Below are 22,474 nucleotides of genomic sequence, written 5' to 3'. Positions count from 1 at the left end.
ATACGATCGGTCCGGACAGGGCCGCCACGAGACACCGGGAGAATGCCGCAGATGACCAAGCCCCTCGCAGGAAAAGTCGCGCTCGTCACCGGGGCGTCGTCGGGCATAGGCGAGGCCGCCGCACTGTGCCTTGCCGAAGCGGGCGCGACCGTCGCGCTGTCCGCCCGGCGCGCCGATCGCCTGGCGGGGCTGGTCGGGCGGATCGAGGCGGCGGGCGGCAAGGCGCTGGCGATCCCCGGCGACATGATGGTCGAGGCCGACGCCCGGCGCGCAGTGGAGGATACCGTCGCGGCGTTCGGGTCCGTCGACATCCTCGTCAATTCCGCCGGTGTCATGCAGGCGGGTGGCATCGAGAACTGCGATACCGACCTCTATCGTCGCGTCATCGACATCAACCTGATGGGCACGGTCTACACTTGCGCCGCCGCCGTGCCGCACATGCTGGCGCGGGGCGAGGGCGACATCATCACCATTTCCTCGCTGGCGGGTCGCAAGGGCGGGCCGATGACCAGTGCCTATTCGGCCAGCAAGCACGCGGCCAATTCGTTCACCGACGGCATTCGCCAGGAACTGGGAGGCAGGAACATCCGCGTGACCACGCTGATGCCGGGCGCCACCGAAACGGAAGTGGGCGACAACATCGTCGACCCCCACTGGCGCGGTGCGATCCAGGCGCACGTCGGCAAGGAAGGCGCCGTCAAGCCGCGCGACATCGGCGAGGCCATCGTCTTCATCCTCTCGATGCCGCGCCGCACGAACATCTCGGAGATCACGGTGAGGCCGACGATCGATACCTCTGCGTGACGGGCGGATCGCCACGAAGCGCATGACGATTGCCCCGGATCATGGGGTAGCAAGGGAGAAGGACGATGGCCGGTAGGCTTCAGGACAAGGTCTGCATCATCACCGGCGCGGGGTCGGGCATGGGCAAGGCGATGGCGCAGCTGTTCCACGAGCAGGGGGCGAGGCTGGTCCTTGCCGACATTTCGGGCAAGCAGGACGAAGTGGCGGCAAGCCTCGGCGGGAACGCCGTGGCGGTGCACTGCGACGTGTCCGAGGAAGAGCAGATCAGGGCGCTGATCTCCACGGCCGAAGACAGCTTCGGCCGCCTCGACGTGCTGTGCAACAATGCCGGGTTCGGTGGCGGCATGGCGGCGCTCCACGAACAGCCGGTCGAGCTGTGGGACAAGGTCCACGCCACCAACATCCGCGGCGTCTTCCTGGGCATGAAGTACGGCATCGCCTCGATGCTCAGGACCGGCGGCGGCGCCATCGTCAACACCAGCTCGGCTTCGGCCGTGATCGGCTGGAAGCACCACGGCGTCTACAGCTCGGCCAAGGCCGGGGTCCACCAGCTCACCAAGGTGGCCGCGCTCGACTATTCGGACCGCAACATCCGCGTGAACGCGGTGGCACCGGGCACGATGTGGACGGGCCTCGTCGAGGCTTCGAAGACGCACGACACGCCACCTGAAGGCTTCCCGACGCTGGCGGGTATTCCGATGGGCCGCTGGGGCTATGCACAGGACATCGCCAATGCCGCGCTGTTCCTCGCGAGCGAGGAGGCTGCCTACATCACCGGGGTGATCCTGCCGGTCGATGGCGGATATTCGATCGGTTTTTCAGGGATGGGCGCCGAGCGTCCAGGCATCGTCAGCGTCAATTCCGAGGGGACGTGACCGTCCCGGCCCGCGTCAACGACAAAGCCACGGCGCGGCGGTGATCCCCGCCAGCGCCGGGTCGGCCCAGAGGTATTCGGTATAGTGCCCCAGGCGCGCGCGGGTATCGACGTAGCAGAAGCACAGCCCGGCGTCGGCCGAAGGCTCGGGCGGGAACAGGAAGGCCAGCGCGTCCCCGCTTGCCCGCACGTCTTCGAGCAGCATTTCCCATTCGGCATAGGGGCCGGGGACTGCCACCCCGACGTGGTGGAAACGGAGCGGGCCGGCTGCAAGGTCGGGCGCATCGGCGTAGATATGCGTCGCCCCGGCGACCGGCTCGATGATCTCGAACTGGCGGACCCTGCCCGGCTCGCCGATGTTGGCGATGGCCGACCGCACTGCCAGCCGGCATCGCTCGCCGTGGCACAGGACCTCGATGTCGGCCTCGCTGCGGACCAGTCCGGCAATGCCCAGCTCCGCCTCGGCATGGGCGACGGCCGCATCCATGTCTCGCGTCACGTAGCTCATCTGCACGAGCTGGCCGTAGCGCGCACCGAGGTGTGTCACGCGCCCTGCCTAACCGGGATGCGGTAGCGTTCGATATAGTCGGCGAAGGCTTCGTGCACTCCTTCGCGGGTGAGGCCGTAGCGTTCGAGCGTGTAGTCGTGCTTTCCGTGCTTGCCCTTGGGATTGGCCGCCATGTAGCCGTCCATCGCCGCTTGCGCGGCATCGGTCAAACGCTCGCCGAAGTGCGCGTAGATCCTCCGGCATTCCCCGATCGGGTCCTTCACGATGTCGACGTACTGGATGTCGAGGATCGCGTCCTGCCCGTGCTTCTCGCGGAAGGCGTTCTGCCGCTTGATCATCAGGGCGAACGTTTCCAGGAACGTCCTGCCGATGCCATGGAGGTCGACCTTGTCCGAATAGACCATCCGCACGTTCTCGATCAGGCTGCCGATCGAACCCAGGACATCGGCCGGGTCGCGATGGGTCATGACCAGCTGCGCGTCGGGATAGACTTGCGCGAGGGCATCGAGGAACAGGGGATGCCACGGGTTCTTGAGCGTCCAGCGCCCGCCGGTCTCCGCCTGCAGCAGTTGCAGCAGCCGCTTCTGGAAGCGGAAGGCGGGCAGGTAGTCGGCCTCGTGGAACAGCCATTGGCGATAGCTCGGGATGTCGGCCTGCGATTCGAACACTTGCGCGCAGAACGAGTAGTTCATCGAGAACTGGCACTCGGTCGGGCTATGCGCATCCTCGTAGTGGATCGCGGCGATCTTGGGCATGTGCTGGAGCGCCATCTGCGTGGCCTCCTGCATCGCGCGCCACCGGGGCCCGGCATTCAGCTCCTCGGGGCGCGGCGGCGGCACAGGATCGTGCGATTCCCAGCGCAGGAAGGCGCGGCGGCTCGGATCGGCGGCGAGCAGGTTGATGAGTAGCGTGGTGCCGGTGCGCGGCAGACCGAAGACGAACAGCGGCTTCTCGACCGGGCGATCCAGCAGATCGGGGTGGCGGGCCAGCCAGTCCTCGATGCGCAGGCGATTGGCCATGTACTTGACGAGGTCGCGATGGGCGAGCTGGCTGCCGCGCCCGGTGAAGGCGGCCTCCCCGGCATAGGCCTGCAGCAGCACCGCGAGCCCTTCCAGCGCGGCAGGATCGCCGATTTCGGTCAGCGCCGTTTCCGCCCGAGCGGCCGCGATCACGTCGTCGACAGTCAAGTCGATCTCCCCTTCCTGGCATCTTATCGTGGCTGCGGTGATGCGCAGGGGCAGGGGCGATTGCAAGATAGCGCACACTTCTCCAGACTTGCCGGCAATGCTGCGCGGACCAACTGCGCGAGGCTGGAGAGGCGCGGAAAACCATGGGTTTCGACGAGGGAAGAGAAGAGTGGACGGCCGGTGAGGGGGCCAGCGCGGGGGCAGGTATCGTCGATGCGATGGGCCGAGGGGATCGGGCCGCATGAGCGTCTCGCTGGAAGCTCGGATCGCGCGCATCGAGGCACAGGCCGCCATCGCCGACCTTGTCCACGGCTATGCCCGCGCGGTGCGGCGAGAGGCCTACGAGGACATCGCGGACCTCTTTGCGGCAGAGGGAACGTTCGAGTTGCGCTCGGGTCATCCCGACCGGCCGGAGTTCGCCGTGCGGCAGCGGTTCGAAACGCCGCAGGCCCTCGTCGCGTTCCTGGCGGAAGGAAGGGGCCGGCCGCATCCGGTGCCGCTGATCCACAACCTGATGGCCGAGGTGGACGGGGACAGCGCCCGGGGCAATGCGATGATGGTCGCCACGATCACCGGGACCGACAAGACGGTGACCGGCGAATACCATGACAGCTTCGTGCGCGAAGCCGGGGAATGGCGCTTCGCCGCCCGGATCTACACGGTCTTCGGGGGGTAGTGCCGAGGCGGGCGAGGATGAGGCGCCGGCCGCTCCTCCGACACGGGTAGGCATGGCGCCCGCCTCGCCAGATCGGGCCCTCGCGCATTGCATCGCGGTCGGCCGCCGCGTAGCACGCGGGTATGATCGCCCATGTCGAACCCTTCCACGCGACCACGATCGGCCGCATCGCCTACGAACTCGCCGCCCAGGGGCGCGACGTGATCCACATGGAATACGGCCAGCCCTCGACCGGCGCGCCCGCTGCCGCCATCGCCGCCGCCCATGCAGTGCTCGATCGCGATCCTGGCGGCTATTGGGAAAGCCCCGCCCTGCGGGAACGGATCGCCCGGCACTATGCCGAGGCTCACGGCGTCGACGTCTCGCCCGAGCAGGTGTTCCTGACCTGCGGCGCTTCCCCCGCCTTCGTGCTGGCGCTCTCGTGTCTGTTCCGCCCCGGCGCCCGGGTGGCCCTGGCGCGCCCCGGCTACGTGGCCTACCGCAATTCGCTCCGCACCCTCTACATCGAGCCGGTGGAGATGCCCTGCGGTCCTGATGAACGATACCAGGTCACCGCCGCCGCGCTCGACGCGCTCGATCCAGTGCCGGAGGGGCTCATCGTGGCCAGTCCGGCCAATCCCACCGGCACCGTGATCGCGCCCGAGGAACTGGCGGCGATCGCCGAAGTCTGCGCGCGCAAGGGCATCGCGGTGATCTCGGACGAGATCTACCATGGCCTGACTTACGGCATCGAGGCGGACTCGATGCTCCAGCATGTGCCCGGCGCGCTGGTGGTGAACAGCTTTTCGAAGTGGTTCAGCATGGCCGGCTGGCGGCTCGGTTGGCTGGTGGTGCCGCCCCATCTGATCGACGCGGCGCGGGCGCGGATCGCCAACCTGTTCCTGACCCCGCCGGTGCTGGCCCAGCACGCCGGCCTCGTCGCCTTCGACGCGCGCGAGGAACTGGAAGGCCACCTCGCCAACTATGCGCGCAACCGCGAGTTGCTGCTCGCCGCGCTGCCGCGCCTCGGCCTGGCGCGAATCGCGCCACCCGACGGGGCCTTCTACATCTGGGCCGACATCGGCCACATGACCAACGACAGCCTGGCGTTCTGTCGCCAGTTGCTGGAGGACACCGGCGTTGCCACCGCGCCGGGGATCGACTTCGACCCGGTCGAGGGCAACCGCTTCTTCCGCTTGAGTTTTGCCGTCTCCACGCCCGAGATCGAGGATGCCATCGAGCGTATGGCAGCGTGGTTCGCATCGCGCCGGGAGATGGCCGGCGCGGGCTGAGTTTCGCGCATTTTCCACGGAGGCTTGCGTATACGGGGCTTTCACTTCGATCGCGTAGACTGTAGCAAGTCGAGACAGTGCTTCAACGCGCGCGATATCTGCGTATTGACGCAGGACGGCACTTCGGGACTTTGGCGCACCTTCGGACGCGAAAGAATATCACAGCAATGGCAAGTACCTTGAACCGTTTCAATGACGACCGTGCGCGTGCCAGGCGCCTGCGCGAGTTCCTGCATGACTGCGCCGGCAGCGCCGCCTGCGAGGAAGTGGACCGCGTGCGCGAGGCCGTGCTCGAACTCGGCGGCAGCGGGATCGAGGGGACCGGGACGATCGACGTCGTGGCGGTCCATGCCATGCTCGATTGCGGCGCGGTGACCAACGCGGTGCTGGAACTCATGGGCGGCGATGCCTGCTTCATGCTCTCGCGCGGGGTCCAGAACGTGTGCCTCGCCAGCGTCGTCCAGAACGACGGCGCCGACGAAGCACTGGCGGAAGGTCCTACCCTGGGCCTGGCACTGCTTGCCGCGCATGTTTCGGCGGTGCTGGCCCGGATCGAGAAAAGCGGCGAGGCGACCGAAGCGCCCATGACCCCACCCGCCTCGATGCGATTGCACTGACTACGACGATTTTTCCGTAGCTGAAGGAGCGGAGGGCGGGCACGCCCGCAGTTCACTTGTGTGACGTTGCCCGGCGTTCCTCGTCGGTCATCGCGCGATGGCCGTAGCTCAGGACATTGGTGATCCGCCACGCGTCGCCGCGCCGTGCCCAGACGATCACGAACTTCGCGATCCCTGCGCATTCCCCGCTCGCCAGCTCACAGAAGCGATGCTCGCCCTCCTCGATCGCGCCATAGTCCTTGACCGGATAGACGTGCAGGGTCGTCGGCAGCAGTTCGCGCCGTACTTTGCCGCAGATATACGCTTTCGTATTGGCCACCACCGTGGCCCGATCGAACGTGGCGCCGCCGGTGTCGTGGAAGAAGGCGACGCCGGGGTCGAAGTAGCTGGCGAAAGTATCGAGATCGCAGCCGTTGTAGGCATCGAACACCTTGCGATCGAGCGCGGCGACTTCCTCGGTCAAGGGATCGCGGGGCTGGGCGGCCGGCAGGTAGGACGGCGGGATCGAGGCCGTCAGCGATGCCAGAAGGACAAGAAACGACTGCATGGCGCGTTCTCCGAAGGTGGAGCAAGGCATGCGAAAAGGGCTTGCTTGTCAATGTCGAACTGAGCTGGAGACGACGGACGGCAGTTGGCCGGATGCCCGGACCCCTGTCCGCAACAGGCCCGGCCGGGAGGGGGGGGCGACGACCGGGCCTGTCATCAGGAGACTGCGGGTACAGCCGTCGGCACAAATGTGGCCGACCAGCCGGGTCTAGCAGCATCGTGGCTAACGCCGCGTTCATGACCGGATAGGGACAATCGCGCATCCGTTCGGTAGCCACCCAGCCGCCGCTTAGTTGACCAGTGAAGCCTCGATGGCGATGCGGATCGCGTCGGACGTGTGGTTGGCGCCCAGCTTGTTGAGCATGTTGGCGCGGTGGATTTCCACGGTGCGCGGGCTGATCGAGAGCTTTTCGCCGATGAGGCGGTTGGACAGGCCGCTGGCGACCCCGCCCAGCACTTCGCGTTCGCGCCGGGTCAGGCGATCGACCCGGGCGCGCGCCATGACTTCGCGCAGCTTGGCGTTGCCCAGCCCTTCGGCGCGTGTGATCGCCTTGCCGAGGTTGTCGGTCAATTCTTCGGGGCTGATGGGCCAGGCGATGTAGTCGATCGCGCCGTCGAGGATGGCCTGGACGATGCGCTGGGCGCCCGGCTCCTCGCTGAAGGCGATGATCGGGAACCATTCGCCGTGGCGCGCCATGCTGTCGATCAGGTCCTCGATGGCGCCGTCCTCGTCGTGGATCAGCACCACCCCCGACCGGGGCCACGAGGCCGCCAGTTCCGAGACGTTCTCGAAAGGTTCGACGTGGATGGCGCCGGCGGAGAGCACATGGCTTATGCTGGCGCGGCGGCGGGAATCGCCGTCGATCAGGATCAGGTTCGAGATGAGGTCCACGGCGAAGCTCCCATTGGATATGTGCCTAGGGAGATATCGCATAGCGCGTTTCATGCGCGCCCGACCTGCTCCGAAACCGAGGCAAAGGGCCGGGTAACTAGGCTAACGCAGCCCGATCCGCGATCTACGCAATGACCGAAACGGTTGCTTAGAGTGTGGTGCATGGGCGCTCTGGCATCGAAACCGGGCCTGACATGGCGGCGTGTCGATCGGATCGGCGCGCCAGGGAGGGCCTGGAGTCTGTTCGTTTGGAGCGGACTCGTTGCCGGTTGAACAGGACAGACTTTACCCGTCCCTCAAGGCACTGCCGATCTCGGCGAAATCCTCGCGCAGGGTCGTGATCCGTTCGGCATCGAAGGCGAGGGCGCTGTCGAGGATGGTGCGCCGCGCAGCCTCGTAGAGCTGCCCCAGCGCACCGGCGATCCCGTCCTCGCCGGCGATGCCCATCTGCAGCGCCGTGATCGCGGTCAGTGCGCGGGTCATCGAGCGGCTCTTGAGGCAGTTGTCGCCGCGCCTGTCGGCGTGGACGGCGGTGCCGAGCGCGCTGACGAGGTGCTCGTAACACAAGTGCACCAGCTCGGCCGGCCCGGCGCCGCTGACCCGGGCGTCGAAATCGACGCGGCGGTAGGCTTCCTGGGGGGAGGTCATCAGGAGCATGTCAGCTCTTGTTCCACTGGGCGATCTGGTTGGTGAGCATCGCCAGCGTCGACTTGGACGTGCCGATGCGCGTTTCGGACGCGGTATATTGCGCCACCAGCCGCGCGCGCAGCTTTTCCTGCTGTTCGGCCAGGTCGCTCTTCTCGGTGGAGATGCCGGTCTTCTTCCTGGTGTAGCCGGCGATCGAGCTGCCCAGCGAATAGGCGTCGCTGGTCGAGACCGAGGCGCGGTAGATGCGGTCGACGGTGCCGTAGACGCCGTTGACGCCATTGGTGAACATCGCCGCGACGCCTTGCGGGTCGGCGGCCATCGTCGCGGAAAGACGGTCGGTGTCGAGCGCGAAGGTGCCGTCGCGCTGGGTCTTGAGGCCGAGGTCGGCGAGCGTCTTCGCCGCGCCTGTCGCACCGGGCATGATCGTGGTGGAGCCGAGCGCGGACAGCGAGCGCTTGAGCGCGCGGGCGCCGGGATCGTTGGCGAGGTCGCCGCCGAGGGTGGTGGCGGTGTTGAGCGCGGTGACGACTTCGTTGAGCGCGTCGACGAAGTCCTGCATCGAGCTGGAGATCGCGCTCGCCGGGTCGGAAAAGCCCAGGGTCGTGGGGGCGCCGGTGTTGGCGGCGGTGAGTTGCAGTTTCACGCCGGGGATCGCGTCGGTGACGGTGTTCGACGGCGCGGTCATGGCGAGGCCGTCGATCTTGAAGGCGGCGTCGTCGGCGGTGGCGAGGAGCTGGCCGGTGGTCGAAGCCGGGTTCCAGGCGAGGGCGGAGAGGCTGGCGTCGCCCGCCTCCAGCACGAAGCCGTTGGCGGCCCCTTCCGCTCCCTTGAGCACGAGCTGGGCGCCGTCGACGGTGGTGGTGACGTAGGCGCTGACCCCTGCATTGGCACCGTTGATGGCGGTGGCGACATCGGCCAGCGTGGCGCCTTGCGGGATCGTCACGTCGACTGCCGCGCGCGCGGTGTCCTGTATGAAGCCGGTGCCCGAAACGGTGCCGAACTTGAGCGTCAGCGTGCCCGAGCCGACCGTGCTGGTTTTTGCTGCATAAGCCGCGCTGGCCAGTTGCTGTCCGCTGGCGAGCTTGGTGACTTCGAGCGAATAGGTGCCGCTCGGCTGGCTGGAGCCCGACAGGGTGGCGCTGGCGACGCTCGGATTGGCGAGGCTGGGCGTTCGTGCAAGGCTACCCGAGCGGACCAGCGTGCCCAGCGAGGTATCCAGCCCCAGCAGCAGCGACTTGATGTTCGAGGCAGCGGAAATCTGCGCGTCGAGCTTGTCGGACTTGCTCGTCAGCCGGTCGTTGCGCGAGGCGAACTGTGCCGTCGCCAGGTTGTTGGCGAGCGCGGTCATGTCCACCCCGCTCCCTCCGCCGAGCGCGGTCACGAGCGAGGACGTGTTGGAGGCGGAGGAGGTGGAGGTAACCATGGGGCTTAGGACGGCTTTTTCTCGGGCGGGTTAAGGGAGCGCCGGTTCGCGCAAAGGCGCGAAGAAGAAGGTAGGGATTGGGTCATGCAAAGACGCGGACGGCGCAGAGGGGGCACACTCGCGGCGAGCCGCTTTCCCGCTCCGACGACGCGACTGGCGCGATGTCGAATGGTGAAGGCCCCTGCGGCGCAGCGGGACATCTTGGCGCCCTTGCGCCTTCGCGCGAAATAGCCTTCCTCAGTTCCAGGTTACGAAACCGACCGCGGATCGAGCCTTCCATCCGCATTGAAGCGCACCGTCACCGGCACCGAAACCTGCGGCGCCGCGCGCTTTTCTCCCCGTTTCAGCGCCAGCACGAACGCTAGCAGAGCCGCCACCGCAACGTAGTGCTCCTCGCGGATCACCTGCCTTTCGCGCGTGGTATAGAACACCGAGCGGGCCAGCGCCGGGTACTCGAGCACCGGCAGCGCGCTTTCCGCCGCCAGTTGCCGCATCGCCAGCGCCTTGTCGCCGCGACCCTTGGCGACCACGATCGGCGCGGAGGCCCGGGTCGGGTCGTAGGCCAGCGCCACCGCGAAATGGATCGGGTTGGTCACAACGAACTGCGCCTGTTTCATCGCCGGGACCAGTCCGCCCATGGCGATCTTGCGCTGGCGGTCCTTTATCATCGCCTTCTTCTCGGGCGCGCCTTCGCTTTCCTTGTTCTCGTCGCGCACGTCCTGCAGCGTCATCCTGAGGCGCATCATCCGGCGCACGATCTGGATCGGCAGGTCGAACAGCGCGATCAGCAGCAGCCCGGCCGACAGCCAGAACAGCAGCAGCACGATCGTGCTCCACGCCCAGGAAAGCTGGGCCATGACATCGCCGCGGCCCAGCCGCGCGAAAGCGTCGATCCGCCCGTCGCCCCAAGTCCATGCGATCACGCCTAGCAGCGCGACTTTGGCGAGGCCCTTGACCATCTCGATCCAGCCCGAGGGGCCGAACACCCGCTTGAGCCCCGCCATCGGGTCGATGCGCGAGCCCTTGGGCGCGATGTTGCCGCCGATCCAGCGTCCATCTCCGAAGCCGAGCTGCGAGACCAGCGACACTGCCATCACCGCAAAGCCCAGCACCGCGATCGGCGGCAGCCCTGCGACCAGCGCATCGATCAGCATCCTGCCGGGGCTGAAATCATCGAGCGAGGCGCGGTCGAAGGTGAGACCCTTGCGCAAGGTGCGCTCCGACAGGTCGAGCAGCCAGGGCCCCGCCAGCAGCAGCCAGGCCGCGCCGATCGCCATCGAGGCCGCGATCGCCAGTTCGCGCGGGCGGATGACGTCGCCGCGTTGGGCGGCGTCGCGCTTGCGTTTATCGGACGGGGCGAAACTCTTTTCGCCTTCCTGTTCGCTCATCTGGCCTGCCCGCTCATGGATCGAAGACCTCCGCGACCTGGGCGAGAGCCTCGGCGGAGAGGCGCGCGACCATGTCGTTCAGAACCGGAGCGGAGATCATCAGCGCTGCGATGCCGCCCAGCACGCCCGCTGGCATCCCCAGCGAGAACAAGTTGAGCGCGGGGGCGGAGCGGCCCAGCACGCCGGTCACGAGCTGCACCACCAGCAGCACCAGCGTCACCGGCAAGGCGATGGCGACGGCGGTGAGCAACATCTGCGAGGCGAACCCCGCGACCAGCGCGAAACGCGCAGGGCCCAGCCAGGTCTGTCCGGGCGGCAACACCTCGTAGCTGCGTACCACCAGCGCGAACCATTGCAGGTGCGCGCCCAGTGCCAGGAACACGACGGTGAGCACCACCATGAAATACTGACCCAGCGCCGGGGACTGGGTGCCGGCCACCGGGTCGACCGCGACGGCCATGTTCATGCCCATGCCGCCGCCGATGATCTCCGCCGCGATCACCGGCGCGGCGAACGACAGCTGCAGCACGAAGCCCAGCGTCAGCCCGACCAGCACTTCGCCCATGACCATCAGGATGCCCGGCGCCGAAAGCAGTTGCGCCGGCGCTTGCACTTGCGTCCAGGCGCAAACCATCACCGCCACCGCACCCGCCACCATCACCCGCACTTGCGGCGGCACGGTAACGGCGCCGAACAGCGGCGCGGCGACCAGCGCGGCGCCGATGCGGGTCATCACGAAGACCAGTCGCCAGAACTCGGCCTCGAGCGAGCCGAAGCCGAAGTCGAGGCCGATCACTGCGAGACCTGCTCGGCTTGCCCGGTGCTGGCGATCTGGGCGAAGATTTCCTGCGTGTAGTCGGCGATCAGCGTCATCATCGAACTGCCGAGCAGAACCAGCACCAGCGCGATGACGGCCAGCTTGGGCACGAAAGTCAGTGTCTGCTCGTTCACCGAGGTCGCCGCCTGGATTACGCCGATCACCAGCCCCACTGCCAGCGAGGCCAGCAACACCGGCGCGGCGACCAGCGCGGTCACCCACAACATGCGGTCGGTGAGGGCGAGCAGGGCGCTTATGTCCTCCATCAGGTCCTCGCCGGAACGGGGAGGGGGGCCGTGCGAAACATGGTGGAGGGGCACCCGCGCAGTACGTGAGGTGGTCCCTCTCCGCCGATGGGCGAGGATATGCGCCGCCGCCCCATCACCCGAAACTCTGAGCCAGCGAGCCCATCAGCAGCGCCCACCCGTCGACCATCACGAACAGCAGCAGCTTGAACGGCAGCGAGACCACCATCGGGCTCATCATCATCATCCCCAGGCTCATCAGCACCGAGGACACCACGAGGTCGATCACCAGGAACGGCAGGAACAGCATGAAGCCGATCTGGAATGCGGTCTTGAGTTCGCTGGTGACGAAAGCGGGCATCAGGATCGAGAACGGAACGTCCGCCGCATCCGCGAAGCGTGGGGCCTTTGCCATCTGTGCGAACATCATCAGGTCGCGCTCGCGGGTTTGGCGGATCATGAAAGCGTGGAATTCGCGTCCGCCGGCCTGGATCGCGGCCTCGGCGTTGAGGGTGCCGGCGGAGTAAGGGGCGATGGCGGTCTGGTTCACCCGCTCCAGCGTCGGCGCCATGACGAACAGCGAGAGGAACATCGACAGTCCGATCAGCACCTGGTTGGGCGGCGACTGCTGCAACCCGATCGCCTGGCGCAGGATCGAGAGCACCACCAGGATGCGCGTGAAGCTGGTCATCATCAGGATCAGGCTGGGCAGGATCGTCAGCAGCCCCATGATGAGCAGGAGCTGGAGCGACATGTTCATGCCGGGGCCCTGGGTGCCGCCGAGCGACCCGAAGGCGCGGTCGAGCGCGCCGGGGATTGCGGTCTGGGCATGGGCGGAGGTGGGGAGGAGGAAGGCGAGAGCGAGGGCGAGGGGCGCGCAGGTCTTCCATGACACGGTTTTATGACGCAGCCCGGGTATCACTCCGAACCCTCCCCCGCGCGCACCCGCGCCGGCGCTTCGGCCAATCGCGTCAGCCCCTGGCGCGACGCCGAAACCAGGATCTCGCGCCCGTGGAACTCGATCACCGCCAGCTTCAGCGTGGGCGAGAGCATCGTCGTCTCGACGATGCGGATCGATTTCGATCCGGTGCCGATCCCGGCCCGCACCTGGACCGACTTGGCCAGCTTGAGGCACCCCCACACCAGCCCCGCGATCAGCGGTAGCAGCACGACCAGCTTGAGCAGATACCACGCCATCGCCGTTATTCCCCTCCGGCATCGGGCAGCCCCAGCGCGTCGCCCGGCACGGCGGTTTCCTCGATGCCCAGCATCTCGACGATGCGCAGCCCGAAGCGCCCGTTGTGCGAGACGACTTCGCCCTTGGCGATCGGCTTGCCGTTGACCAGCACGTCGAGCAGTTCGTCGGTCATGCGGTCGAGCATGACGAGGCTTTCCGGCCCCAGCGCGAGCACGTCCTTCAGCTTCATCTGCGTGCGGCCGAGTTCGACCGAGAGGCGCACGTCGACGTCGCGCAGGAAATCGAGGCCGCGGGAGTGGATGCTCATGTCGTCAAAAATCCCAATCAGAAGGCGTTCTGGATCTGGACCGCGACCCGGTCCTCGACTTCGCCGACAGTGCCGGCGGCAATGGTGCGCCCGTCGACCCGGATAGGCACTGAGCGCGCCACCGTGACCGGCAGCACGTCGCCCGGCCGCAAGGCGGAGATGCGCGAGAACGGCAGGCTCATGTCGACCAGCACCGCCGTCACCTCCAGCGGCAGCGAGGCGAAAGGCTCGCCGTCCGGGGCGGGGCGGGGCGCGGCGCGGGTCGCCCGGCGCTGGCGGCGCGGCACCACCAGAGCGGCGGCCAGCGTCGAGAGCGGAAAGGCGAGCGCCAGCGACCAGGGCTGCGCGCCCGGTTCCTCCACTTCCAGCACGATCTGCAGCAGCGGCTCGGCGGGCGCGAAAGGCGCCAGTTGGCCCAGACTGGTATCGCGCCGTAGCGGGCGGACCATATGCGCCGCGTCGCCGCCTAGCCCGGCGCTGAGCGCGGTCGCGATCGCCTCCTCGATGCGCGCCAGCAGTAGTTCGGCCGAGAGCGGGAAGGCGCTCGGCAGCGGTTCGGGCACGGCACCCTTGCCGCCGAACGCACGGTCGAGCAGGCGCAGCACGGGCGCGGCCTCGAAGGTGGCGAGCAGTGGCAGGCGCTTGGGGCCCAGGCCCATGAGGCTGTGTGCCGCCAGCGCCCGTTCCTGCCCGGCGATGCCGTCGAGCGTGCCTTCGGCGGGAATGCCGATGCGCACGACCGGCTCCTCTCCTCCGGTCAGGCGGCCGAGCCCGGCCGGCAGGGTGCGGGCCAGCTTCTCGCCCAGCTTCGCCAGCGGGCGCACGAGTTCCTCGATCGAGGGACCGGCGCCCAGCAGTTCGGCGCAGTGCCGTGCGTTCCGGGGGGCCTCGTGCGCCATCACTGGATGATGAAGTTGCGGAAGTAGACGGCGTCGACGCCGCCGAAGCCTTCCTTCTGGACGAGCACCTGGTTGATCGCGGCGGTCATCCGCTTCTGCAGGCGGTCCTTGCCCTCGACCGTCGAGACGTCGTCCTCGGGGGTGTCGGCGAGGATGCCCAGCAGGTGCGAGCGGATCGCCAGCTCGTGTTTGGCGAGCCATTGCAGCACCCGCCCGTCGCGCCGGGTGGAGCAGGCGATGCTCGCCTGGACCATGGCGTCGGAATCCTTGAGGTTGGACGTGAAGTCCTCGGTGAAGGTGTAGTAGGCGGTGCGGTATTCGTCGCCGCCCTCGCCCTCGACGTCCTCGCCGCCGCCGCCTTCGCCCTCGCCTTCCTTGGCAGGGGGGGCATAGGGATCGGCCTCGCCTTTCCGGACGAGCTGAGGGCCTTCCTCCTTCTTCGCCTCTTCGGCATGGCCGCCGATGACGCCGGCCGCCAGTAGCCCGAAGACTGCGCCGCCCCCGACCACGAGCATCCCCACGGCCACCAGCACCAGTCCCATCTTGCCATTCTTCTTCGGCTTTTCGTCACCACTCGCGGGCTTGTCGCTCATTCAGGAATTCCCCTGTTCCATGCCGGATGCGCCGGGCTTCAGGCGTAGACGCCGCTGCCCGGGCGCTGTTCGCCCCGGCCGCCCCGTGCGGGCGAGCCCGACGGCTGCCGGTCCTGCGGCTGCGGGGAATTGCCTTCCTCGCGCCGCGACTGCTGGCCGGACGCATCGGCTCGGGCCTGCTGGCCCTGGCCGCCGCCGGTGCTCGCCTGGAGCCCCGATTGCCCCTGCGCCTGGCCTTGCGCCTGAGACGGGTTCTGGCCCTGCGCGGCTTGCTGTTGCTGCTGGGCCGAACCGTCCTGGCGCGGCTGTTCGCTGCCGGTCGAGGCATTGCCCGCCATCGCCGCCGCAGCGACCTGGACGGCGCCGGCGAACTCGGGGTCGCGGCTGGCCATTGTCACGGAAAGGCCGCCATCCTCGTGGCCGATCTGCATCGAGACGCGGCCGAACTCGCCATGCGCCAGTGCGGTGCGCACGACATGCGGGCTCGCCGCCTCGCGCGCCTCGGCGAGACGGGAGACGAGGGTGTCGAAATCCTGCGGGGTTTCGGTGGGCGAGGGTGCGGTAGTGGCGGCTCCGTCGGATGCCGGCGCGACGTTCGGAACCGGCGTGGCCTCGGCGGGGAGCGGTTGCACGCCGGCATGCCGGTCGAGTGGGCGCGCTGCGGGGCGTTCGGGCTCGTCCGGCCCGGCGGTTTGGCCGGGGCGCTCCTCGGGCGCGGCGGTGCGAAGCTTCGCGGACGGATCGCGCAACGTGGCGTGGGGTATGGCGGAGGGCTGCGCATCCGGGGCGTCTGGCACGGCGCTCCGCAGCGATACGCGCGCGTCCGGCGCGGTGGGGGCGAGGTGCATGGGCGCCGTCCGTTGCGCCGGAGATGCATCGGAGTGGTCGGAAGCAACCGTCGCGGTCGGCAGAGGGGCCTCTGCAAGTGGCGTCGTGGTCGGAGTTACCACGGGGAGGGGGCCCGGCTGTGCCGTTGCAAGGGCCGGTGCCATCGCCGTCTCGGCCGGGAAGGCCTGATCCGGCGACGAAGCGATGGTCTGAACCGGCAGCGGGACGATCTCGATCGGGTCGAGGCGCACGGCCTGCACCGAAGCATCCGCAGGCGCAGCGGGTCTCGGCACGATCGGTGCGCGGGGCTGAACCGTTGCGGCCAGCGGCGTCGCAGGCGTCTGGCCGGATTTGACGGAGGCATGGACGATCGACGGCTGCGGCACGACCTCGCCCGCCAACGTCACGGTGGATGTTGGCAGGGCGACAACCTTTTCGCTCGCCGGCGCGACCTGGGCGCTCGGGGCCTGCGGAAGCGTGTTGGGCAAAGGATCGGCGGGTTCGGCGCCCGCCTCGATGGCTTGGACGACCGGATCGGCGTCCGCGGCGGTCTTGCTCTTGCTCTCGCGGCGGGTCGGGGGCTCGATAGACGGCAAGGTCTTGCCGGACGGATTGCCGTCCTTGCCGTCGACCCGCGTTGCCGTCTCGCCTGCGCCGGATGTCGGGACGGGCAGGATGTCGACCGTGCCGCGCGGCATGGGGCCGGTTCGAACGGTGGCCGGTCGCGGCGTGAAGGCGGGTGCGGCGACGCCGGGAGGCGCAGGTGGCAGGCGAACCGGAAGCATGGTCGCCGGGATCGTCGCTGCGGCCGACGCATCGGTGCCGCCCGCACCGACCTGTACGACCGAAGCGGCCGGAAGCGCCGGATTTCCGGGGCCGGGCGGAGCGGTATCGGCGTGCGGGGCGGTGATTTTCCGGGTCGGTGGGGCAAAGGCAAGGCCGGTCTCGGTCGGTACCGGCGCAGCGGCACCCGCCTGCAAGGCCAGCGCGGCAAGACCCTCCTGCGTGCCTTTCACGATTTCGGGGAGCGCCACGGATGCCAGCGCGCCGCCGACGACCTTGTCCGTGTCAAGGGTGGAGTCCGCCGTTGCGCTGGCCGGACCTTGCGTGACCTGGAGAAGAGCGGCGAAATCGGCCCCCGGCGCGGCCGTGGAGGTGGCCCCGGCGCCGGTGGGCGAGAGGCAGGCGCTGAGCGTCGGGGCGGTGGTCTGGATCATGCGGGGCCGGTCCTCGTTGGCGTCTGCTCGTTCTAATCAAGATCCGTGCCAATCGTGCGCCGGGCACCGAGGAGGGTGGGCTGCGCCTTGCTGGCGATGCGACGGGCTTGGGCCGTGGCACGGTCCTCGATGGCGGCGCGGCGGCGTTCGGCCTCCGCCAGCACCTGCTGTTTGGCGTCCGCGATCGACTGTGCGCGCAGCGCGTCGCCGTCGGTAGTACGGCTGAGCGTCTGGAGCCCGTTCACGAAGCGGCCGACATGGTGCAGCGCCCCGCCGTCGGCCGCATCGCGCCGCGCCGCGTAGTCGCTGGCGAGGCGACGGGTGCGGTCGGACAGGTTGCGCAACTGCGATAGCGTGCTCTCGGCCTGCGCGGCTTCGGTGGCGGCGCTTTGCTTGGCGATCGCGCGCAGCTTTTCGAGGCGGTTGAGGCGGGCCAGCTTCTTCTTGTCGGCGGTCATGGCTGTGCTCCGCGTCGTCCCGGACCTGATCCGGGACCGTAGTGAGCGCTAGAGGCGCCAGCTCGCCAACAGCTACCCGAAGTCAAGTGCCCCGCCGAAAGCATGGTGCGGACCGGACCGCGGTCCCGGATCGAGTCCGGGTCGACGGTATCGCCGCCCCTCACCCCAGCAGCCCGGCCAGTTGCGCTGCGCTGGTATCCAGGTTCACCACTTCGCCCTGCGCCTGGCACAGGAAACCGGTGAGATCTGCGTGCATGGCGATGGCGCGGTCGAGTTGCGGGTCGGCGCCGGTGCGGTAGGCGCCCATCAGCACGAGATCGCGGTTGGCTTCGTAGCTGGCGGTGAGGGCGCGGAAGGAGCGGGCGAGCTGCTGGTGCGCAGGCGGCACGATGTCGTTCATGACGCGGCTGAGCGAGGCTGCGATGTCGATCGCCGGATACTGCCCACGCTGGGCCAGTTCGCGCGAAAGGACGATATGGCCGTCGAGGATCGAGCGAGCGGTGTCGACCACCGGGTCGTCCTGGTTGTCGCCGTCAGCGAGCACGGTGTAGAGCCCGGTGATCGACCCGCTGCTCGCCGCCGAATTGCCCGCGCGCTCGACCAGCTTGGTGATCGTGGCGAGCGCAGAAGGCGGATAACCGCGTGCGGCGCCGGGCTCGCCGAGCAGCAGGCCGATCTCGCGCGCGGCATGGGCGACGCGGGTGAGGCTGTCGAGGATCAGCAGCACGCGCTTGCCCTGGGCGCGAAAATGCTCGGCCATCGAGGTCGCCAGCATCGCGCCGCGCAGGCGCAGGTTGGGCGCATGGTCGGCGGGGACGGCGACGACGACGGTCTTGTGCTTCTTGGCGTCGTGCATGTGCCGCTCGACGAAGTCCGAAACTTCGCGCGCTCGCTCGCCGATCAGGCCCACGATCACGATGTCCGCGCTGGCGCCGTGCGCGATCATGTCGATCAGTACCGACTTGCCCACGCCCGAGCCCGCCATCACGCCGATGCGCTGCCCGACCCCGAACGTGGTCATGGCATTGAGCGCGCGCACGCCCGTGTCGAAGGGCAGGCGCACCGGGCTGCGGTCGAGCGCGGACGTGCGCACCCCGCCGACGGGCCATTCGACGCGGGTGTGGATCGGCAGGCCGCCGTCGATCGGAAGCCCCTCGCCATCGACCGCCCGGCCAAGGAACGCATCGCCCACGGGCAGCATCCCCGGATGGCCCTCCGGAACCACGCGGGCGCCGGGGCGCAGCAGGATCGTGTCGCCCAGCATCATCATCATCGTGCGGCCGTTGCGAAAGCCGATGACTTCGGCGGGGAACGTCCTGTCGCGCCCGCCCGCCACCCGGCACATCGCGCCGACCGGCACCGCCAGGCCGCTGACTTCGAGCAGACCGCCGTCGCAGGCGGTGACGGTGCCGAACCGGCGCGGTGCCAGATCGATCGGCGCGGCGGCGAAGTCGGCGAGGATCGCGGCGGCGGGATTGGTCATGAGCCCGGGAACATGGTGAAGGCAAGGCAAGGACATGATCCGCGCCGCTTCTCGCATCCGTCACCCTGAACCAGTCTAGCTGCGCCGGACTTACGGGTCGGGGGCCATCTTGCCGCAAGCCTGGTGCCTCGCCGGCGCAAGCCGACAGGGCCGATGGCGACGTGGCCGGGCGGACGCAATTGCCCGATGGATACCGAGACAAGTTCAGGATGACGGAGCGGAGCGGGAGAGGGCATGGCTTCCATTCACCCCTGGTGCAGCGCTTCGGCGATGGCCATGCGCCAACTCGCAGGGCCGTCCTCGACCCCGCCGAGCGACCCTTCGACGCGCACGGTGCCGCGTTCGAGCGAGGCGTCGGGCATTACCTGCCACTCGGCACGGAGGCGTTCGGAAACGAGGTCGATGTCGGCCGGGTGCAGGCGCACCACGCGTTCGTCGTCGGCCCGCGCCAGCATGGCGACGGCGCGCGCGATCCGCTGGGTTAGCGCCGCCTCATCGATGGCGAGCGGGGCCAGCGCGGCCTCGCACAGCGCCGCGACGGTATCGCGCAGCCGCAGCCGCAGGTCCTCCTCCATCACCGCATCGAGGCGCGCGAAGGAGAGCGCCAGCGCTGCGCGCGCGGCGTCCGCGGCAGCGTGGTGGGCTTCGGCTTCGTCGCTGGCCTGGGCATGTCCCTCGGCATAGCCACGGGCATAGGCTTCGGCGACGGGGTCGGGCAGGTCGGCCAGTATCGGCGCTGCGGGTTCCGGCGCGATCATCCCCGCCACCCCGCCGAAGCGCGAACTGGGGCGGAAACCGGCCGACCGGCCCAGCGCCTCGACCAGGGAAACGCGTGGACCGGAGCCGGGGCCGGAGCGGGGGCTGGGATTGAGCGCGGTCGTCTGCGCGAGAGCGAAACCCAGGTCAGACATAGTCGTCATCCCCCGCGCCGAACACGATCGTGCCGTCGGCCGCCAGCTTGCGGGCCACTGCGACGACGTCCTTCTGCGCGGCGACCACGTCGGCCAGCTTGACCCGGCCGCGCGCGGCGATCTCGTCGCGCACGCCGTCGGCGGCGCGGCTCGACATGGCGCGGAAGAACACCTCGCGCTCCTCTTCGGAAATGCCCTTGAGCGCGTCGATCAGCGTCTCGTTGGCGACGTCGCGCAGCAGTGCGCCCATCGCCTGCGGGTCGAGCACGAAGAGGTGCTCGAACTTGAACATCTCCTCCTCGATCTGGCGCGCCAGCACTTTGTCGCGCTTGGTCAGCGCGCCCATGACGTGCTTTTCGACGATCTTGCCGACGCCGTTGATGATCTCGGCCGCCTCGCGCGCACCGCCCATCTGCAAGGGGCGCCGGCCGTGGCTTTCGGTGATCCGGCGCGAGAGCAGTTCCTCCAGCATCTCGATCGCATGGGGAGCGACGGGGCCGAGCGTGGCTATGCGGTGGACGATCTCGGGCTGCACCTCGGCCGGCAGCGCATGGAGCACCGCCGCCGCGACTTCCGCGTCGAGCTGGATCAGCAGCACCGCGATCGCCTGCGGATGCTCGCCCTTGACCAGCGGGGCGAGCGCATCGGGGGTCAGCCAGCGCGCCAGTTCCAGTGGCGAGGTCTGCGGCGTGGCCGGGGCGATGCGGCGCATCACGTTCTCCGCCTTGACCTCGCCCACCGCCCGGCTCATCATCGCGTGGACCTGACCTACCCGATCATGCGTCACGAGGCCCATGCGCTCGGTCTTGGCGACGAAGCCGGCGATGGCCTCGGCGATGACGTCGGGGCCGATCTCGCCAAGCGCGACCATCTTCTCGCCCAACACGCGCAGTTCGCGGGGGTCGAGGGCGCCGAGAATTTCGGCGGTCTGCTCCTCGGCGAGGAGCATCATTATCACCGCGGCGCTGTCGGCAGGCTGCATGGTTGCGACTCCGGTCATTCAGGCGGCCTTCGACGGGGCTTCTGGAGCCGGTTCGGCCAGCATCTGGCGCAGGACGTGGACGGCGCTTTCCGGCTTCTCGGCGACGATGCGCTGGGCAAGGTGGAGCTGACGGGCGAGCAGGTCGGCCCGGCTCACTTCGACTTCGACGCCCGCCCCGCCCGACATGGCCGTGGCGATCGCGGAACTCGCGGGCAGGGCGACGGGCACGAGCGTCTCGTCGGTCTGGGCAGCCTTGCCCTTCCTGCCCTTCGCCGGCTTGTCGCCGCGCAGGGCATTTATCATCGGGCGCACGCCCAGCAGCAGCACCATCAGCACTGCCAGCACCGCCGCGCCGTTGCGCACGATCATCGCGAACCACGGCGTCTCGTAGAAGGGCGTGGTCTCGACCGCGACCGGCTCGAAGCTGCGGGTCACGATCTTGACCACGTCGCCGCGCTGCGGGTTGGCGCCCACCGCTGCGCTGACGAGCTGTTCGAGGTCGGCGAGGTCCTTGGCCTTGGCGCCCTTCATCGCATCGGCACTGATCGCGACGGCGACGGTCAGGCGCTTGATGCCGCCGGGGCCGGTCTCCGAGACGGAGACCTGGCGGCCGAGTTCGTAGGTCTTGCTGGTCGAGCTTTCGCCGTTGGTCGGGACCGGGGCGGCGGGATTAGCGGGCGCGGTGCCCTGCGGAGCGCCGGGCACGGCCTGCGTCGCCGGCGGCGGGGTATTGGACAGCACGCCGGGGACGCCGCCGGCCTGTCCGGGCCCGGTGGTCTGCGACTGCTGGAGCTGTTCGGAACGAACGACGCCGTCCTTGTCGTAGCTTTCGCGCGCGGCCGTCACCTGGTCCATGTCGAGCTGGACCTGGGCTTCGGTGGTGAACTTGCCCTCGCCCAGCATCGGGGTGAGCAGTTGCGCCACCTGCTCGCGCAGCTTGGTTTCCAGGCGCGACTGGCGTTCGAGCTGGTCGTTGTCGGCGCCCTGGCCCTCGGAGAGCAGGCGGCCGTGCTGGTCGATCACCCGCACCGCGTCGGGCGAAAGCCCCGGCACCGAGGCGGCGACGAGGTTGAGGATGGCCGAGACCTGCCCGTCGCCGAGCTGACGCCCGGACTTGAGGCGCACCATGACCGAGGCGGTAGGCGCCACGTTGTCGCGCACGAAGACCGACTTTTCACCCTCGGCCAGGTGCACGCGCACCGAATCGACGCCGTCGATCTGGCCGATCGTCAGTTGCAGGTCGTGCTCGCGCGCCGAGCGCATCCGCTCGCCTTCCAAGGTGCGGCTGGCGCCCATCGGCAGCTTGTCGAGCATCTGGTCGCCGGTTTCGGGCGTCGCCAGTGCGCCGTCCGAGGCGACCAGCATGCGGGCCTTGTAGAAGTCCCCTTCCGAGACGGTGAGCGCGCCGGTCTGGTTGTCGATCCGGTAGGCGATCTGCGCGCCGTCTAGCGCTTCGGCGACGCCGGCCCGCTCGCTGTCGTCGAGCTGGGCATAAAGCACGCGCTGGGGCGAGGGAGCCATCATGCTCCAGGTCAGCGCGGCGCCGCCGATGGCGGACAGGCCGATGAACGCGGGAAGCATCTTCTTCACTGCAGGCTGCGCGGTGAACGCGGACAGGCGCGTCAGCACGCTGCCGCCGGAGGGATCGGCCAGCCCTGCGAACATCGAAGGCGCGCCGGTTACGGGAACGAGATCGGCCATC

Annotated in this window: 25 protein-coding genes; 5 read left to right on the top strand and 20 right to left on the bottom strand. The window is 68.7% G+C overall.

Going from position 1 to position 22,474, the window contains the following annotated elements:
• Nucleotides 1-51 precede the first annotated feature (51 nt).
• Together ACFFDA_RS20205 and ACFFDA_RS20200 are read left to right on the top strand one after the other, a co-directional pair.
• Nucleotides 52-804 (top strand): SDR family oxidoreductase, encoded by a 753-nt coding sequence (locus tag ACFFDA_RS20205; protein WP_404482551.1) that lies wholly within the window; start codon nt 52-54, stop codon nt 802-804.
• A gap of 65 nt (nt 805-869) precedes the next feature.
• Nucleotides 870-1,679, top strand: a complete 810-nt coding sequence (locus tag ACFFDA_RS20200) for an SDR family NAD(P)-dependent oxidoreductase (RefSeq protein WP_404482550.1) — start codon at nt 870-872, stop codon at nt 1,677-1,679.
• A gap of 15 nt (nt 1,680-1,694) precedes the next feature.
• On the opposite strand, the gene ACFFDA_RS20195 is transcribed toward ACFFDA_RS20200, so the two are convergent.
• On the bottom strand, nt 1,695-2,225 hold the full coding sequence (locus ACFFDA_RS20195) for a hypothetical protein (protein ID WP_404482549.1): 531 nt from the start codon (nt 2,223-2,225) through the stop codon (nt 1,695-1,697).
• Nucleotides 2,222-3,373, bottom strand: a complete 1,152-nt coding sequence (locus ACFFDA_RS20190; protein WP_404482548.1) for a sulfotransferase family protein — start codon at nt 3,371-3,373, stop codon at nt 2,222-2,224. The genes ACFFDA_RS20195 and ACFFDA_RS20190 overlap by 4 nt, the downstream gene beginning before the upstream one ends.
• A gap of 241 nt (nt 3,374-3,614) precedes the next feature.
• Here ACFFDA_RS20190 and ACFFDA_RS20185 point away from each other — a divergent pair, with 241 nt between their 5' ends.
• The 3 genes from ACFFDA_RS20185 to ACFFDA_RS20175 all read left to right on the top strand — a co-directional run bounded on the left by ACFFDA_RS20185 (nt 3,615) and on the right by ACFFDA_RS20175 (nt 5,937).
• On the top strand, nt 3,615-4,049 hold the full coding sequence (locus ACFFDA_RS20185) for a nuclear transport factor 2 family protein (protein WP_404482547.1): 435 nt from the start codon (nt 3,615-3,617) through the stop codon (nt 4,047-4,049).
• 122 nt (nt 4,050-4,171) lie between these two features.
• Complete coding sequence (locus tag ACFFDA_RS20180) at nt 4,172-5,320, top strand: pyridoxal phosphate-dependent aminotransferase (protein WP_404482546.1); 1,149 nt, start codon at nt 4,172-4,174, stop codon at nt 5,318-5,320.
• Between the two features lie 167 nt (nt 5,321-5,487).
• On the top strand, nt 5,488-5,937 hold the full coding sequence (locus ACFFDA_RS20175; RefSeq protein WP_404482545.1) for a hypothetical protein: 450 nt from the start codon (nt 5,488-5,490) through the stop codon (nt 5,935-5,937).
• Between the two features lie 52 nt (nt 5,938-5,989).
• On the opposite strand, the gene ACFFDA_RS20170 is transcribed toward ACFFDA_RS20175, so the two are convergent.
• The 18 genes from ACFFDA_RS20170 to fliF all read right to left on the bottom strand — a co-directional run bounded on the left by ACFFDA_RS20170 (nt 5,990) and on the right by fliF (nt 22,473).
• Entirely contained in the window at nt 5,990-6,484 is a 495-nt protein-coding gene (locus ACFFDA_RS20170) for a nuclear transport factor 2 family protein (protein WP_404482544.1), read from the bottom strand.
• Nucleotides 6,485-6,772: 288 nt separating this feature from the next.
• Entirely contained in the window at nt 6,773-7,375 is a 603-nt protein-coding gene (locus tag ACFFDA_RS20165) for a response regulator transcription factor (protein ID WP_404482543.1), read from the bottom strand.
• Between the two features lie 285 nt (nt 7,376-7,660).
• Complete coding sequence (gene fliS, locus ACFFDA_RS20160) at nt 7,661-8,032, bottom strand: flagellar export chaperone FliS (protein ID WP_404482542.1); 372 nt, start codon at nt 8,030-8,032, stop codon at nt 7,661-7,663.
• Between the two features lies 1 nt (nt 8,033).
• Entirely contained in the window at nt 8,034-9,446 is a 1,413-nt protein-coding gene (gene fliD / locus ACFFDA_RS20155; protein ID WP_404482541.1) for a flagellar filament capping protein FliD, read from the bottom strand.
• A 248-nt stretch (nt 9,447-9,694) separates the two neighbouring features.
• Nucleotides 9,695-10,834, bottom strand: a complete 1,140-nt coding sequence (locus ACFFDA_RS20150) for a flagellar biosynthesis protein FlhB (protein ID WP_404482540.1) — start codon at nt 10,832-10,834, stop codon at nt 9,695-9,697.
• Between the two features lie 13 nt (nt 10,835-10,847).
• Nucleotides 10,848-11,630, bottom strand: a complete 783-nt coding sequence (gene fliR / locus ACFFDA_RS20145; protein ID WP_404482539.1) for a flagellar biosynthetic protein FliR — start codon at nt 11,628-11,630, stop codon at nt 10,848-10,850.
• Nucleotides 11,627-11,917 (bottom strand): flagellar biosynthetic protein FliQ, encoded by a 291-nt coding sequence (locus ACFFDA_RS20140; RefSeq protein WP_404482538.1) that lies wholly within the window; start codon nt 11,915-11,917, stop codon nt 11,627-11,629. Before ACFFDA_RS20140 ends, fliR begins: the two co-directional genes overlap by 4 nt.
• A 115-nt stretch (nt 11,918-12,032) precedes the next feature.
• Nucleotides 12,033-12,791 carry a flagellar type III secretion system pore protein FliP gene (gene fliP / locus ACFFDA_RS20135; protein WP_404482537.1) on the bottom strand — a complete coding sequence of 253 codons (759 nt, stop codon included), beginning with the start codon at nt 12,789-12,791 and terminating at the stop codon, nt 12,033-12,035.
• A gap of 23 nt (nt 12,792-12,814) precedes the next feature.
• Nucleotides 12,815-13,093 carry a flagellar biosynthetic protein FliO gene (locus tag ACFFDA_RS20130; RefSeq protein ID WP_404482536.1) on the bottom strand — a complete coding sequence of 93 codons (279 nt, stop codon included), beginning with the start codon at nt 13,091-13,093 and terminating at the stop codon, nt 12,815-12,817.
• Between the two features lie 5 nt (nt 13,094-13,098).
• Nucleotides 13,099-13,401, bottom strand: a complete 303-nt coding sequence (fliN, locus tag ACFFDA_RS20125) for a flagellar motor switch protein FliN (RefSeq protein ID WP_404482535.1) — start codon at nt 13,399-13,401, stop codon at nt 13,099-13,101.
• 17 nt (nt 13,402-13,418) lie between these two features.
• Complete coding sequence (locus ACFFDA_RS20120; protein WP_404482534.1) at nt 13,419-14,300, bottom strand: FliM/FliN family flagellar motor switch protein; 882 nt, start codon at nt 14,298-14,300, stop codon at nt 13,419-13,421.
• Nucleotides 14,300-14,893 carry a flagellar basal body-associated protein FliL gene (fliL, locus tag ACFFDA_RS20115; protein ID WP_404482533.1) on the bottom strand — a complete coding sequence of 198 codons (594 nt, stop codon included), beginning with the start codon at nt 14,891-14,893 and terminating at the stop codon, nt 14,300-14,302. Before fliL ends, ACFFDA_RS20120 begins: the two co-directional genes overlap by 1 nt.
• 38 nt (nt 14,894-14,931) lie before the next feature.
• On the bottom strand, nt 14,932-16,938 hold the full coding sequence (locus ACFFDA_RS20110) for a hypothetical protein (RefSeq protein ID WP_404482532.1): 2,007 nt from the start codon (nt 16,936-16,938) through the stop codon (nt 14,932-14,934).
• 32 nt (nt 16,939-16,970) lie between these two features.
• On the bottom strand, nt 16,971-17,396 hold the full coding sequence (locus tag ACFFDA_RS20105) for a hypothetical protein (protein ID WP_404482531.1): 426 nt from the start codon (nt 17,394-17,396) through the stop codon (nt 16,971-16,973).
• 160 nt (nt 17,397-17,556) lie between these two features.
• Nucleotides 17,557-18,879: a FliI/YscN family ATPase gene (locus tag ACFFDA_RS20100; RefSeq protein ID WP_404482530.1), complete on the bottom strand. Its 1,323-nt coding sequence runs from the start codon at nt 18,877-18,879 to the stop codon at nt 17,557-17,559.
• Between the two features lie 245 nt (nt 18,880-19,124).
• Nucleotides 19,125-19,790 (bottom strand): FliH/SctL family protein, encoded by a 666-nt coding sequence (locus tag ACFFDA_RS20095; RefSeq protein ID WP_404482529.1) that lies wholly within the window; start codon nt 19,788-19,790, stop codon nt 19,125-19,127.
• Entirely contained in the window at nt 19,783-20,790 is a 1,008-nt protein-coding gene (fliG, locus tag ACFFDA_RS20090) for a flagellar motor switch protein FliG (RefSeq protein WP_404482528.1), read from the bottom strand. Before fliG ends, ACFFDA_RS20095 begins: the two co-directional genes overlap by 8 nt.
• Entirely contained in the window at nt 20,791-22,473 is a 1,683-nt protein-coding gene (fliF, locus tag ACFFDA_RS20085) for a flagellar basal-body MS-ring/collar protein FliF (RefSeq protein WP_404482527.1), read from the bottom strand.
• Between the last annotated feature and the right edge of the window lies 1 nt (nt 22,474).

The organism is Novosphingobium sp. BL-52-GroH, from assembly GCF_044813085.1.
Lineage (GTDB): Bacteria > Pseudomonadota > Alphaproteobacteria > Sphingomonadales > Sphingomonadaceae > Novosphingobium.
This window is presented reverse-complemented; position numbering and strand designations above follow the sequence as displayed.

Coding starts and splice junctions, on each gene's coding strand:
- ACFFDA_RS20200 (WP_404482550.1), top strand. CDS start 870: ATGGCCGGTAGGCTTCAGGACAAGGTCTGCATCATCACCGGCGCGGGG.
- ACFFDA_RS20130 (WP_404482536.1), bottom strand. CDS start 13,093: ATGGCGTGGTATCTGCTCAAGCTGGTCGTGCTGCTACCGCTGATCGCG.
- ACFFDA_RS20180 (WP_404482546.1), top strand. CDS start 4,172: ATGATCGCCCATGTCGAACCCTTCCACGCGACCACGATCGGCCGCATC.
- fliN (WP_404482535.1), bottom strand. CDS start 13,401: ATGAGCATCCACTCCCGCGGCCTCGATTTCCTGCGCGACGTCGACGTG.
- fliF (WP_404482527.1), bottom strand. CDS start 22,473: ATGGCCGATCTCGTTCCCGTAACCGGCGCGCCTTCGATGTTCGCAGGG.
- ACFFDA_RS20100 (WP_404482530.1), bottom strand. CDS start 18,879: ATGACCAATCCCGCCGCCGCGATCCTCGCCGACTTCGCCGCCGCGCCG.
- fliL (WP_404482533.1), bottom strand. CDS start 14,893: ATGAGCGACAAGCCCGCGAGTGGTGACGAAAAGCCGAAGAAGAATGGC.
- fliS (WP_404482542.1), bottom strand. CDS start 8,032: ATGCTCCTGATGACCTCCCCCCAGGAAGCCTACCGCCGCGTCGATTTC.
- ACFFDA_RS20095 (WP_404482529.1), bottom strand. CDS start 19,790: ATGTCTGACCTGGGTTTCGCTCTCGCGCAGACGACCGCGCTCAATCCC.
- ACFFDA_RS20170 (WP_404482544.1), bottom strand. CDS start 6,484: ATGCAGTCGTTTCTTGTCCTTCTGGCATCGCTGACGGCCTCGATCCCG.
- ACFFDA_RS20140 (WP_404482538.1), bottom strand. CDS start 11,917: ATGGAGGACATAAGCGCCCTGCTCGCCCTCACCGACCGCATGTTGTGG.
- fliG (WP_404482528.1), bottom strand. CDS start 20,790: ATGACCGGAGTCGCAACCATGCAGCCTGCCGACAGCGCCGCGGTGATA.
- ACFFDA_RS20120 (WP_404482534.1), bottom strand. CDS start 14,300: ATGGCGCACGAGGCCCCCCGGAACGCACGGCACTGCGCCGAACTGCTG.
- ACFFDA_RS20205 (WP_404482551.1), top strand. CDS start 52: ATGACCAAGCCCCTCGCAGGAAAAGTCGCGCTCGTCACCGGGGCGTCG.
- ACFFDA_RS20175 (WP_404482545.1), top strand. CDS start 5,488: ATGGCAAGTACCTTGAACCGTTTCAATGACGACCGTGCGCGTGCCAGG.
- ACFFDA_RS20185 (WP_404482547.1), top strand. CDS start 3,615: ATGAGCGTCTCGCTGGAAGCTCGGATCGCGCGCATCGAGGCACAGGCC.
- ACFFDA_RS20150 (WP_404482540.1), bottom strand. CDS start 10,834: ATGAGCGAACAGGAAGGCGAAAAGAGTTTCGCCCCGTCCGATAAACGC.
- ACFFDA_RS20110 (WP_404482532.1), bottom strand. CDS start 16,938: ATGATCCAGACCACCGCCCCGACGCTCAGCGCCTGCCTCTCGCCCACC.
- ACFFDA_RS20105 (WP_404482531.1), bottom strand. CDS start 17,396: ATGACCGCCGACAAGAAGAAGCTGGCCCGCCTCAACCGCCTCGAAAAG.
- fliD (WP_404482541.1), bottom strand. CDS start 9,446: ATGGTTACCTCCACCTCCTCCGCCTCCAACACGTCCTCGCTCGTGACC.